The organism is Actinomadura sp. 7K507, from assembly GCF_004348425.1.
Lineage (GTDB): Bacteria > Actinomycetota > Actinomycetes > Streptosporangiales > Streptosporangiaceae > Spirillospora.
Genome location: NZ_SMKK01000098.1, coordinates 20,071 through 31,417, shown reverse-complemented (window position 1 = coordinate 31,417; position 11,347 = coordinate 20,071). Strand labels below are relative to the sequence as shown.

Annotated in this window: 13 protein-coding genes; 6 read left to right on the top strand and 7 right to left on the bottom strand. The window is 70.4% G+C overall.

Features of this window, described 5'->3' with window-relative positions:
- A partial coding sequence (locus E1285_RS22480; RefSeq protein WP_132155168.1) for an MFS transporter occupies positions 1–899 on the top strand: 899 nt, incomplete at its 5' end.
- A gap of 14 nt (positions 900–913) precedes the next feature.
- On the opposite strand, the gene E1285_RS22475 is transcribed toward E1285_RS22480, so the two are convergent.
- From E1285_RS22475 to E1285_RS46700, 4 genes are read right to left on the bottom strand one after another with little or no spacing between them, the layout of a single operon-like run.
- Positions 914–1,822, bottom strand: coding sequence for a M56 family metallopeptidase (locus tag E1285_RS22475; RefSeq protein WP_132155166.1), 909 nt, complete (start codon positions 1,820–1,822; stop codon positions 914–916).
- On the bottom strand, positions 1,819–2,202 hold the full coding sequence (locus tag E1285_RS22470) for a BlaI/MecI/CopY family transcriptional regulator (protein ID WP_132155164.1): 384 nt from the start codon (positions 2,200–2,202) through the stop codon (positions 1,819–1,821). Before E1285_RS22470 ends, E1285_RS22475 begins: the two co-directional genes overlap by 4 nt.
- Positions 2,203–2,240: 38 nt before the next feature.
- The gene (locus E1285_RS22465; RefSeq protein ID WP_132155162.1) at positions 2,241–2,927 is read right to left on the bottom strand and encodes a response regulator transcription factor; all 687 of its coding nucleotides are present in this window, start codon (positions 2,925–2,927) and stop codon (positions 2,241–2,243) included.
- Positions 2,924–4,051, bottom strand: coding sequence for a sensor histidine kinase (locus tag E1285_RS46700; RefSeq protein ID WP_132155160.1), 1,128 nt, complete (start codon positions 4,049–4,051; stop codon positions 2,924–2,926). The genes E1285_RS22465 and E1285_RS46700 overlap by 4 nt, the downstream gene beginning before the upstream one ends.
- A 134-nt stretch (positions 4,052–4,185) precedes the next feature.
- On the opposite strand from E1285_RS46700, the gene E1285_RS22455 reads away from it, so the two are divergent.
- The gene (locus E1285_RS22455; RefSeq protein ID WP_165966703.1) at positions 4,186–5,571 is read left to right on the top strand and encodes a glycosyltransferase 87 family protein; all 1,386 of its coding nucleotides are present in this window, start codon (positions 4,186–4,188) and stop codon (positions 5,569–5,571) included.
- On the opposite strand, the gene E1285_RS22450 is transcribed toward E1285_RS22455, so the two are convergent.
- Complete coding sequence (locus E1285_RS22450) at positions 5,516–5,806, bottom strand: hypothetical protein (RefSeq protein ID WP_132155156.1); 291 nt, start codon at positions 5,804–5,806, stop codon at positions 5,516–5,518. The two genes, E1285_RS22455 and E1285_RS22450, sit on opposite strands and share 56 nt — an antisense overlap.
- 297 nt (positions 5,807–6,103) lie before the next feature.
- Between E1285_RS22450 and E1285_RS22445 the strand changes: the two genes are divergently transcribed.
- The gene (locus E1285_RS22445; RefSeq protein WP_132155154.1) at positions 6,104–7,345 is read left to right on the top strand and encodes a hypothetical protein; all 1,242 of its coding nucleotides are present in this window, start codon (positions 6,104–6,106) and stop codon (positions 7,343–7,345) included.
- 7 nt (positions 7,346–7,352) lie between these two features.
- Here the strand turns inward: E1285_RS22445 and E1285_RS22440 are convergent, their stop codons facing one another.
- Together E1285_RS22440 and E1285_RS22435 are read right to left on the bottom strand one after the other, a co-directional pair.
- A complete protein-coding gene (locus E1285_RS22440) occupies positions 7,353–8,189 on the bottom strand; it encodes an SMP-30/gluconolactonase/LRE family protein (protein ID WP_132155172.1) in 837 nt (278 codons plus the stop codon).
- A gap of 181 nt (positions 8,190–8,370) precedes the next feature.
- Positions 8,371–9,684 (bottom strand): cytochrome P450, encoded by a 1,314-nt coding sequence (locus E1285_RS22435; RefSeq protein WP_132155152.1) that lies wholly within the window; start codon positions 9,682–9,684, stop codon positions 8,371–8,373.
- Between the two features lie 147 nt (positions 9,685–9,831).
- Here E1285_RS22435 and E1285_RS22430 point away from each other — a divergent pair, with 147 nt between their 5' ends.
- From E1285_RS22430 to E1285_RS22420, 3 genes are all read left to right on the top strand, one after another.
- On the top strand, positions 9,832–10,635 hold the full coding sequence (locus E1285_RS22430; RefSeq protein ID WP_279510084.1) for an SAM-dependent methyltransferase: 804 nt from the start codon (positions 9,832–9,834) through the stop codon (positions 10,633–10,635).
- Positions 10,636–10,706: 71 nt separating this feature from the next.
- Complete coding sequence (locus E1285_RS22425; RefSeq protein ID WP_132155148.1) at positions 10,707–10,946, top strand: hypothetical protein; 240 nt, start codon at positions 10,707–10,709, stop codon at positions 10,944–10,946.
- Positions 10,943–11,332 carry a hypothetical protein gene (locus tag E1285_RS22420; protein WP_132155146.1) on the top strand — a complete coding sequence of 130 codons (390 nt, stop codon included), beginning with the start codon at positions 10,943–10,945 and terminating at the stop codon, positions 11,330–11,332. Before E1285_RS22425 ends, E1285_RS22420 begins: the two co-directional genes overlap by 4 nt.
- The last annotated feature ends 15 nt before the right edge of the window (positions 11,333–11,347 follow it).

Here is an 11,347-nt window from a genome sequence, read left to right as displayed (position 1 = left end):
TCCCGGCCCTCCCCCGCGACCGCGGCATCGGCCTGGCCGCCGGCGCGGACCTCGCCGGGGCGCTGCTCGTCACGTCCGGGCTGATGCTCGGCATCTACACGGTCGTCAAGGTCGAACGGTACGGCTGGCTGTCCGCGCACACCCTCGGGCTCGGCGCGGCGGCGCTCGTCCTGCTGGCCGGGTTCGTCGCCCGCCAGGCCACGGCCGCGACCCCGCTGATGCCGCTGCGCATCCTGCGCTCCCGCAACGTGTCCGGCGCGTACGCCGTCCAGTTGCTCACGCTGTCGGCGATGTTCTCGTTCCAGGTGATCGTCGCCCTCTACCTGCAGCAGGTCCTCGGCTACGGCGCGCTCGACACCGGCCTCGCGATGCTCCCGTCGGCCGTGGCGATCGGCGTGGTGTCGCTGTTCGTCTCCGCACGCCTGTCGAACCGGTTCGGTGAACGCCTCGTGCTGATGGCCGGTCTGGTGCTGCTGATCGGCGCGATGCTCCTGCTCACGAGGGTCCCGGTGGACGCGGACTACGTCACCGACCTGCTCCCGGTGTTCGTGCTGGCCGCGGGCGCGGGCCTCGTCCTGCCGTCGCTCACCGGGCTCGGGATGTCCAGCGCCGGCCCGGACGACGCGGGCCTCGCATCAGGGCTGTTCAACACCGTCCAGCAGGTCGGCATGGCACTCGGCGTCGCGGTGCTGACCACCCTGGCGGCCTCCCGGACCGAGAGCCTCCGGGCGGACGGCCACGGCGACGCCGCCGCGCTGACCGGCGGCTACCACCTGGCGTTCGGCATCTCGGCGGCCCTGCTGATCGCCGCCCTCACCATCTCACTCCTCGTCCTGCGCCGCCCGGCCCCTCCAGCGGACGCCACCACGCCCGCCGAATCCGTCCCCACGAACGCCTGACGGAGCGGGCCCGGCTAATGCGGTATGACGAGGAGAAAGAGGGGGAGGCCGGCGATGATCGGGACGGCGACCATGGCCGCGAAACGGGTCCTGCGGGGCAGCGGCTCCGGCTCCAGCAGCCGGTTCACCCGCGCCATCACCGGGATGTCGGCGTGCGAGGCGACACCGAGCGTCCCGGACGGCGCGGCCGCCGGGCGGGCGGCGGCGAAGCGCAACAGGGCGGTCGCCAGGTCGCGCGGCGCCCGACCCGACCGGGCCCGGTCGTCGGCGGCCATCTCGATCAGCAGCTCCACCGCGTCCAGGCACCGTGCGACCAGCCGGAACTGCGGGAACACCTGCCGCAGCGACGCGAACGGCAGCAGCACCAGGTCGTGGCGCTCGCGGGCGTGGGCGCGCTCGTGCGCGACCACCGCGGCCAGTTCGTCCTCGTCGAGCAGCTCCAGCGTCCCGGCGCTGACGACGACCTTGGACGAGCGGACGCCCGGCACGCAGTACGCCGCCGCGCCCGGGTGGTCGAGGACGAGGGTCCCGGGCACGGCCGAGTCGCTGCGCGACACCAGCGCGAGCAGCGCCCGGTGCCGCCGCCGGGCCCGCACGACCCGCACCACCGCGTACATCAGCATGACCAGCAGGACGCCGGTGAGGCTGATGGCGGCGAGCAGCGCGGCCACCTGCACGGGGTTGAGCAGGGCGGCCTGGTCGTCGTAGAGGCCGGGCAGCCCGCGCAGGACGCCGCTCTGGTAGGGCAGCAGCGCGAGGCCGAGCAGCGCGCCGATCGTGGCGATGCCCCAGCACAGCCCGAGGGCCTGCCAGAGCGCGATGCCGGTGCGCGGCGTCCGCCACGTCCACCTGGCCCGGGACAGCAGGTGCGCCCCGCCGACGGTCCCGAGTGAGATCAATGCGAGCAGGGCGGCGCCGGTCATGCCGGTGGTTCCTTGCCTGTGAGGCCCATGAGGGTCTCGCGGATCACGTCGATCTCGTCCCGCGAGACCGACCGGACGAAGTGGGCGAGCGCCGCGTCCCGGTCACCGGTCTCGTTCAGCGCGCCCAGCATCAGCTCGGTGACGTACACCTCGCGGCTCGCCACCGGGTGGTAGCGCCAGGCGCGGCCGTCGCGTTCGCGTTCGAGGAAGCCCTTCTTGGCGAGCCTGTCCAGCACCGTCATGACGGTGGTGTGCGCAAGGTCGCGGTCATCGGCGAGGGCACGGCTCACGTCGCGTGCGGTGCCCGCTCGGCGACCGGCGTCCTCGCGCGCCCAGAGGACCTCCATGACCGTGCGTTCAAGCTCTCCCAGACCCTTCACGCGAACCAGGTTATCCGACCACCGCGAAGGTCACCACGTCAGGTAGTACTACCGCCGGTAGGAGGCGTCACGAGGCCCATCTCGTAGGCCGTGATCACGAGCTGGACGCGGTCGCGGGCGCCGAGCTTGGCGAGCAGCCGCGCCACATGCGCCTTCGCCGTGGCCACGCTGATGAACAGCTCTCCGGCGATCTCGTGGTTGGACATGCCGCGCCCGACGAGGGTCAGCACCTCGCGCTCCCTTTCGGTGATGCCGTCGGACGGGCGGGCGGGTTTCGGCGGCTCGGGTCGCCTTTCCTCGGGACGGGCGGCGAACTCCTCGATCAGCCTCCGCGTGACGCTCGGCGCGATCAGCGCGTCCCCGCCCGCCACGACCCGGATCGCCGACAGGATCTCCTCCAGCGCCATGTCCTTGACGAGGAAGCCACTGGCGCCCGCCTTCAGGGAGCCGTAGACGTACTCGTCGTCGTCGAACGTGGTCAGCATCAGGACATGTGCCGTGGTGATGCGGCGGGTGGCCTCGATGCCGTCCATGTCGGGCATGCGGATGTCCATGACGACCACGTCGGGATGGACGTCCTCGACCAGCCGGACGGCCTCCGCGCCCGTCCCGGCCTCCCCGACGATCTCCAGATCGGTCGTGTCGGCGACGAGGACGCGCAGCCCCGCACGGACCAGCGGCTGATCGTCCGCCAGGACGATCCGTACCGTCTCCTGACTCGTCATCGGGCCGCCTCCAAGGGAATCCTCACCGCCACCCGGAACCCGCCCCCGGGACGCGGCCCGGCCGCGAAGTCGCCGCGCAGCAGGGCCACCCGCTCCCGCATCCCGACGATCCCGTACCCGGCGCCGACGACGCCGCCGCGCCCGTCGTCCTCGACCTCGATGGCCAGTTCCCCGTCCCCGTAGTCGACGGTGACCCGGCATTCGTCCGTGCCCGCGTGGCGGACGACGTTCGTCACCGCCTCCTGGACGATCCGGTACGCGGACAGGTCGACGTCCGGTGGCAGCGACCTCGGCTCGCCCTCGGTCCGGATGCCGACCCGCACACCGGCATCCCTGGTCGCCTCGGCCAGCCGGTCCAGGTCACCGAGGCCGGGGGCAGGGCCGAGCGGCGCGGTCCCCGAGTCGTCCTTGCGGAGCGCGGTGAGCATCCTTCGCAGCCCGGACAGGGTGTCGCGGCTCGTGGTCTCGATGGCGTCCAGCGCGTTGCGCGCCTCGGCCGGCTGCGTGTCGATCACCCGTCCGCCGACGCCCGCCTGGATGGCGATGATTCCGATGCTGTGCGCCACCATGTCGTGCAGCTCGCGGGCGATCCGCAGCCGCTCGTCGGCGACGGCCTGCGCCGTGGCCTGCTCGCGCCGGCTCTCGGCATGCGCTCGCCGCACCCGAACCGAATTCCCCGCCATCCAAGTGACGATGATCCCCAGGACCAGGGTCATGAGGAGCAGGTCGTTCGCGGACAGGAACGCGAAGACCGATCCGGCCTGTACGGCGAACGTCACGACGGCGACGGGGACCGACACCCGGGGTCGTCGGGTCGCCGCGATGTAGCCGACCCCGATACCGGTGAGCAGAGCCTGGAGGCCCCCGACCACCCCGTTCTGCATCTGTACCAGGGCGAACGTCCAGGTGAACAGCAGTATCCCGTGCACGGGCAGCGGGTTCCGCAGCAGCAGCGCCCCGACCAGCACGGTGAGCACGGCCGACACGAGAACTTCCTCGGGGACGAAGCCGCTCTCACCTTTCATGACCGTGGCGACGAGGACGACGGGGTACACGACGGCCGCGAACAGGAGCAGCGCCGCCCACGCGAGGCGGCGGGCTCGGCTCTGCGGCTGGGCGGACATGCGCCGATCGTAACCGGCACGCCCTTACCCGCACATTGGCCCACGGGCGTAATCCCGGGGGCTACAAGGACCCTTTGCGAATGTGTCCGGCGGCCCGATGCCCGCCGGGCATCGCCGAAGTCACCGTTATTCGCATGAAGCGCTGGCCGACGTTCCTCCTGGGAATCGAATTCCTGGCGATCGTGACCTTCTCACTTGCCTACGATTCTCTGGACTTCCGTATCTACTGGCTGGGCGGGCAAGCCGTAACCGACGGCACACGCTTGTACGAAGAGCAGCTCGCCGCCCACTGGTTCACGAACACGCCGTTCATGGCCGCGCTGTTCACTCCCCTGTCCGTGCTGCCACTCACACTCGCCCGGCTGCTGTGGCAACTCGCCTCACTGGCCGCATTCATCCGGGCGTGCGCGACGACCCTGGAACTGGCCGGCCGCGACGTCTCCCTGAAAGTCGTGGTGGCGGGCGGCCTGCTGCTGGCGCCGATCTGGCATTCGTTCTTCCAGGGCCAGGTCAACATTCTGCTGCTCGCGCTCGTCCTCGCCGACATGCTGCGCGTCGCCCAGGGCCGTCCCGCCGGGATCGGCATCGGCATCGCGGCGGCGATCAAGCTGACACCGGGCATCTTCATCGTCCTCCTCCTGGTGACGAGACGAACGAAAGACGCCTGCACGGCCGCCGGAACCTTCGCCGTCTGCACCCTGCTCGCATTCGCCATCGCACCGGACGCGTCCCGGACCTATTGGCTGCACACCTTCTTCGACACGTCCCGCGTCGGCGTCCCGTACATCAGCAACCAGTCCCCGTTGGGCGCGCTCACCCGCGTCCTCAGAGGGACGGCCGAAGTAGGCGACTGGTACACCGCCATTCCGCTGACCATCGGCGTCATAGGCCTTTCCATCGCCGTCGCGTGGGCGAGACGCGGCGACTGGCTGACCGCCGTAGCCGTGACGGGTGTGACCGGCCTACTCGTCTCCCCCATCTCCTGGGCACACCACTGGGTATGGGTCGTCCCGGCCCTGGCCGTACTGATACGCAACAACAACCGGACAATCGCCGCCTGCGGCTACGCGCTTTTCGCCGTAGAACTCATGTGGTTGACGCCGTACAACGACAACCCGCTCCAATCCGGGTGGCATCTGCTGCTGATCCCCGTAGCCAATTGCTACTTGATGGCCGCCCTGTTCTTCCTGACCCACACGGCCATCCGGCTCCGACAGCGGCCACCGCACATCACCAGCCCTCCACCACCACGAACGAGCCCAGCAGCCGCCGCAGCCACCCACCTCGGGGACGCCGCTCGACCCGCCTCGCCCGTACCGGCGGGCGACGGGACGGCGGCCTGGAGTGCACGGCCGGACGGGACGCTTCCGGTGTACTCGCCGCGCCAGGCGCAGCAGCCGGGGAACCGGCGCGCCAGTTCCGCCGCGACGCGCTCGGGGTCCAGATCGGCCGCCGCCCACGGGGTCACTGCTCCTCCCGCTCGGCCAGGTATCCGAGGACGAACACGGCGGCGTCGGTGACCCGGTCGGCGGGCGCGATGGGCTCGCCCCACGACGTGAAGTACCAGAGCCGGTCGGCGTCCTCGCCCCGGAAGCGGCACGAGATCGTGTCGGCGGTGTTCTTCGCGCAGCACCCTTTGACCTGCGGGTTCGTTACCCGGAGCCCGGCGGGGCCAAGGTCCACGTCGAGTTTCCGGGCGGCCAGATGCGCGGCAAGCGCCGCGAGCCGCACCTCGGGGGTCATAGCCTCGTCCATAGCCAGGACCTCTTTTCCTGGTCAGGCCCCGACCCACACGGTGTTGCTGCACCGGGTCGGGGCCGCTTCGTCTTCGGGGGCAGGACGCACCTCAACTCGTCCCGCGACTCTGAGTAAATCGGCGTCACGGAGCGCAAGAAAAGATGAGAATGCGGAGACAGACCCGGAGACACCCGGAGACGCGAAAGTCTCCGGGTCCACAAAAGGGGACACAGTCGAATGACCGCCCAGAATCCCCCAATATGGGCAGCCCGCCTGCGTGCCGAACGTGACGCGCGAGGCTGGAGCAAACACGAGATGGCCAGGCAACTCCTGCGCGCCGACGGGCTGGAGCGAGGCAACGTCGCCAACCTCGCGCGTCAGATCTACGACTGGGAGAAGGGCCGCAACTTTCCCCGCGACTGGGCACCCGCATACGCAAAAGCGTTCAAATTGGACCCCTCCGAACTCTTCTCAACCGGGGAGGTCAAGGAGGCATCCTCTACCTATGAGCCCGACCACGACCAAGAGGACGACGACGTGAAGCGCCGCGCCCTCCTCGGCCTCCTCGCCACCACCGCCGTGGCCGTCCCACTCGGCCGCGACGCCGAACACCTCCGCGCCACCCTGACCGGCACCCTCACGACCGAAGCCACCGGCCGCGACGCCGACACCTGGGAACGAGTCGTCTACGACTACGCGCACGAGGCCGGTTACCTCCCGCCCGAGCAGGTGCTCCCCGAACTGCTCGCCGACCTCACCGAACTCGACCTGCTGATCTCCCGCGCGGCCGAGGGCGTCCGAACAAGCCTCATCCACTCGGCGGCACTGCTCTCCATCTTCACCGCCATCTCGCTGACCGGTCTCGGCGACGTGCGTAGCGCGCGCCGCTGGTGGCGGACCGCCGTCCGCGCCTCCGACGAATCCGGTGACCCCCTCCTCGCCTCACTCGCCCGCGAACGGCAAGCGGTGTACGGCCTCTCCGACAACGGACTCGAACAATCCGTTCTGCAGCTCGCCGACGAAGCCATAGCGCTTGCTGCCAACGCACCATGCGCAGGCCTGGCGGGCGCATACGGGACCAAGGCACAAGCGCTTGCCCAGACAGGACGCCACACCGAGGCACGGAGCGCCCTAATTGAACTCCAACGGGTCTTCGACCGCCTACCCGACCGCATTCGAGATGACGAGGATTCACAGCTCGGATGGTCGGTTCAACGACTGCATCACTCCGCCAGCTTCGTCTACGCACACACCGGTGAGCACCAACGTGCCCGTGCGGCCCAGGACGAAGCTCTGGCGTCGTACACGTCCAAAAGCGTTCTCGGTCCCGCGCAAGTCGAGATGTACCGCGCGACCACCCTCATCCAAGAAGGCGACGCCGACGCGGGCGCGCAGCATGTAATGAGCGTTCTGGAGCAGCTCCCCGCCGCACACCGTAGAACCCACACCGTCCGCCGGAATGCCGTGACGGCGCTCTCCAAGGCCTCCCCCAAGGGCGCCCGGAGGCCGGCCGTGCGCGACGCCTACGCGATGCTCGCCACCGCCACGTCCACTTGATCGGACGTCAGGGCCATCCGGCGCCCGGCACATCGACCTGGATGGTGAGCACCTGGCCGCTGCGGGGAGTCACCATGTCGGGGTCGGTCATGCCGCGCCATTCGGCGGCGGTGATGAACAGGGTCGTCCCGTCGGGGCCGCCCAGCGTGCAGGCGAAGCCGCCGCGATCCAGGTCCACGGTCCGCAGGACGGTGCCGCCCTCGGCGACGCGCACGCAGTGCCGGTTGGGGACGTCGGCGTACCAAACGGCGTTCTCCGCGTCCACGCAGATGCCGTCCGGCGCGGCCTCGCCCAGGTCGGCCCAGACACGGCGGCCCGACAACCCGCCGTCCGCGCCGATGTCGAAGGCCAGGAGGGCGCCTCCGTAGGAGTCCGCGACGATCAGCGTGGAGTTGTCGGGGGTCACCGCCATCCCGTTCGGGAACGTGATGTCCCCGGCCACCTGGCGGACCGGACCGTCCACCGGCGCCAGGAAGACCGAACCGGGCCCGAAGTCCTCCCCGGAGATCGACTCGAAGCCGTTGACGTACACGTTGCCGCGGCCGTCGGCCACGACGTCGTTCCACCCCGGCCGCCCGAGATCGGCATGGGTGGTCAGGCTCCCGTCGTGCTCCCGCCGCAGCAGCAGGCCGTCCGTCGCCGAGACGATCACGAGCCGGCCGTCCGGGAGCCACGCGGTGCACAGCGGCAGCGACTTGACGCGGGCGATCACCTCACTGGCGCCGTCCAGCCCGACGGCGACGACCTCGCCCGCGGACCAGTCGGAGAAGTACAGCCGGTCGCCATGCCAGCGCGGCGACTCGACCAAGCCCCGTCCGTCCAGAAGAGTCCGCAGCTCGTTCATTCCCATCACCGTCCTTCCGGTGACACCGGCACGATGCAGGCGTCCCCATCTATGACGAACGGCCACCGCCCAACTCGACAGGCCGCCGCAACTCAGGCCCGTGAAAGCCGACGCGATCCTCGCCGCAGACCGTTCAGCCAGTGGACCGGTTCGCCGGGCTGCTGGACGGGACTGGGGCTCGTCACCGGGGTGTCAGCACCATGTGGATGTCCTCGGCGGCCCACAGAACGAAGCGTTCGATGGGCGTGACCGTCTGCCCGGGGGTCAGCTCCAGGCGGAACCGCTTGAGCAGAGTGGCGAGCACGAGTTCGGCCTCGACCATCGCGAGGACGGATCCCTCGCAGCTGCGCGGGCCGATCCCGAACGGTATGTAGGCCAGCCGGGGCCGGTTCGCCGAAGCCTCGGGCGTGAACCGCTCCGGGTCGAACGCCTGCGGGTCCGGCCAGTACTCGGGGTTCATGTGGACGGCCCAGAACGGGTAGAAGATCGTCGTGCCCGCGGGGACGGTGTAGTCGCCGAGCACGACGTCCTCGGTGGCCTCCCTCGCGCCATAGGGGCCGGGCGGGTACAGCCGCATGGCCTCCCTGAGCACCATGTCCAGATAGGTCAGCCGTTTGAGATCGCCGTACTCGGGGACGGCGCGGTCGCCCAGTACGTCGTCGATCTCCTTGGCGACGCGGTCGGCCGCGTCCGGATGCTTGGCCAGCAGGTAGAGCGTCCAGGAGATGGCGACGCCGGTGGTGTGGTGCGCGGCCAGCATGGTCATCAGCACCGTGTCGCGGATGCGCGCCGGGGACTCGCCCGCCGCGGCCAGCGCCGCGATCAGGTCGCTGCGGTCGGCCTGCTCGACGCCGCCGCGCTCGCGGTGCGCGGCGAGCACCTCGTCGACGGTCGCGCGCAGGTAGGCCAGCGCCTCGTCGGCCCTGTCCCGCCCCGGGCCCTCCTGGGTCATGAACTCGGTGAGGACGGTCTCGAACGCGGACACGACCCGTCCGGCGGAGCCTGCGGAGTCCAGGCCGCTGCCGAGCGCGTACTGGCAGATCATGCGCAACGACAGCTCGCTGAGGTCCTGCTGCAGGGCGATCGGGCCGTCCTGGGCCGCCCAGCGGTCGGCGAGCTCGGTCGTCAGCGCGGCGAACCGCGCGAAGTGCGCCTCGTGTGAGGGCCGTCCGGCCAGCACCGACAGCATCACCCGGCGCCACGGGCCGTGCTCGCCGGCCGGGATCGTCTGCAGGTTGCCCGCCTCCTGCAACGGGGCGAGGAACTCGAACAGCTTCTCCGGCCGTTTGTCGATCTTCGCGGTGGCCTCCAGCAGCACCGGGTCGGCGACCGACACCGCCGCGTCCGCGCCGGGCAGCGGGAAGCGCACCACCGGTCCGTACTCGGCGTGCAGCTCCAGCTGGTAGTTGTGCAGTCCACCGGCCGCGGCGATCGCCTCGGCTCCGTCGTCGGCGGGCGGGCCAGGGATCCGTGGGGGGACGCCGTCGCTCGGCATGTGCGCTCTCCCGGCTTGAGGATCTTCGATCGGGTTGTCCACGAGTTGATCAACATGCTTACATGGCCGTGCACAGTTCGCGATACACGCGGGCCGGACCTGGTCGCGCATCGCTGAGATCGCCGACTCGTCAGCCAGGAGAAGGCCCTGGACACGATCGATCCGCACACGCCGAACGTCCCGCGGATGTACGACTACCTCCTGGGCGGCAAGGACAACTACGCCGCCGACCGGGAGGCCGTGGACGAGGTCATCCGGCATGCCCCGGACACGCCCTTCCTGGCACGCGAGAACCGGGCCTTCCTGCGGCGCGCGGTGCGGTGGCTGGCCGAGTCCGGAATCCGGCAGTTCATCGACATCGGATCGGGTCTGCCCACCCAGGGCAACGTGCACGAGATCGTCCACCAGGTCGCCCCGGACGCCCGCGTCGTCTACGTCGACCGGGAGCCGGTCGTCCTAGCGCACGGACGGGCGCTGCTGGCGAGCACCCCCGAGGTGACCGTCATCCAGGGCGACGCCCGCCGTCCCGGCGACATCCTGAACGACCCGGAACTGAACCGGCTCATCGACTTCGACCGGCCCGTCGCCGTCCTGATGCTGGCGGTCCTGCACTTCATCGGCGACGAGGACGACCCGCCCGGCATCGTCGCGCGGTTCCGCGACGCGATGGCGCCCGGCAGCCACCTGGTGGTGTCCCACGTGACCGGCGACTTCGACGCCGACAGCCGCGTCCGGGACGCGGGCGCCGTGTACGAGAAGGCCACCTACCAGATCACGCTGCGCAGCCGCGCCTACGTCGCGCGGCTGTTCGACGGCTTCGAGTTCGTGGAGCCCGGCCTCACCACCCTGTCGATGTGGCGCCCCGACCTGGGCGCGATCGTCCCGCCCCGGGCCGACCGCCAGTGGTGCTACGCGGGCGTGGGCCGCAGGGTCGACCAGAGTTCCGGTTGACGTGACACTTCTGTGACCTATACCTCTTCTGATACACACTGTGGCGCGCGTGAGTGTGTATTGTGTCGGGCATGGCGAGACTCAATATCACGCTCCCTGATGAGCTTGCCGCGGCGCTGCAGGGGCTCGCCGAGGAGAAGAAGATCGCCTCGGTGTCCGGCTTCCTCGCGGACGGGGCGCGGCTCAAGCTGGCGCTCCTGCGGGACGCGTCCACCATCGACGACCTGTTCGGGCCGCCGAGCCCGGACGAGCAGGCCATGGTCGACCGGCTCGTCGAACGCGGCGCCCCGGACCGCCGGGACGTCGCGTGATCACCGGTCACGTCTTCGACGCGACCGCTCTCCTGGACCTGGCCACCGGCAAGACGATCTATGTCCGTGCCCGGCTGCGCGCCTCCATCGCGCAGCACGCCACGATCGTCATCCCCGCCACGTCCCTCGCCCGCGCCTGGCAGCTCGTCCCCGACCACGGCCGCACCGTCCTCGAACGGCTGCCGGGCATGCAGGTCGTGCACGTGGACGACCTCGACGACGTGATCGCGCAGCAGACCGGGCTGCTCGTCACCACGAACCCCAACCTGGGCATGGACGCGGCGCAGGCCGCCTGGTCCGCCCGCTGGCGGCGCTGGCCCCTGATCACCGCCGAACCCGACGTGTACGAGTCCGTCCCCGGAGTCCGCGTCGAACAGATCCCGTAAAGCCGCGCCCGCTCC

What these genes read in the sequence shown, in the direction of transcription:
- E1285_RS22475 (WP_132155166.1), bottom strand. Translation starts at nt 1,822, where the DNA reads ATGACCGGCGCCGCCCTGCTCGCATTGATCTCACTCGGGACCGTCGGC.
- E1285_RS22465 (WP_132155162.1), bottom strand. Translation starts at nt 2,927, where the DNA reads ATGACGAGTCAGGAGACGGTACGGATCGTCCTGGCGGACGATCAGCCG.
- E1285_RS46700 (WP_132155160.1), bottom strand. Translation starts at nt 4,051, where the DNA reads ATGTCCGCCCAGCCGCAGAGCCGAGCCCGCCGCCTCGCGTGGGCGGCG.
- E1285_RS22455 (WP_165966703.1), top strand. Translation starts at nt 4,186, where the DNA reads ATGAAGCGCTGGCCGACGTTCCTCCTGGGAATCGAATTCCTGGCGATC.
- E1285_RS22450 (WP_132155156.1), bottom strand. Translation starts at nt 5,806, where the DNA reads ATGGACGAGGCTATGACCCCCGAGGTGCGGCTCGCGGCGCTTGCCGCG.
- E1285_RS22445 (WP_132155154.1), top strand. Translation starts at nt 6,104, where the DNA reads ATGGCCAGGCAACTCCTGCGCGCCGACGGGCTGGAGCGAGGCAACGTC.
- E1285_RS22440 (WP_132155172.1), bottom strand. Translation starts at nt 8,189, where the DNA reads ATGAACGAGCTGCGGACTCTTCTGGACGGACGGGGCTTGGTCGAGTCG.
- E1285_RS22435 (WP_132155152.1), bottom strand. Translation starts at nt 9,684, where the DNA reads ATGCCGAGCGACGGCGTCCCCCCACGGATCCCTGGCCCGCCCGCCGAC.
- E1285_RS22425 (WP_132155148.1), top strand. Translation starts at nt 10,707, where the DNA reads ATGGCGAGACTCAATATCACGCTCCCTGATGAGCTTGCCGCGGCGCTG.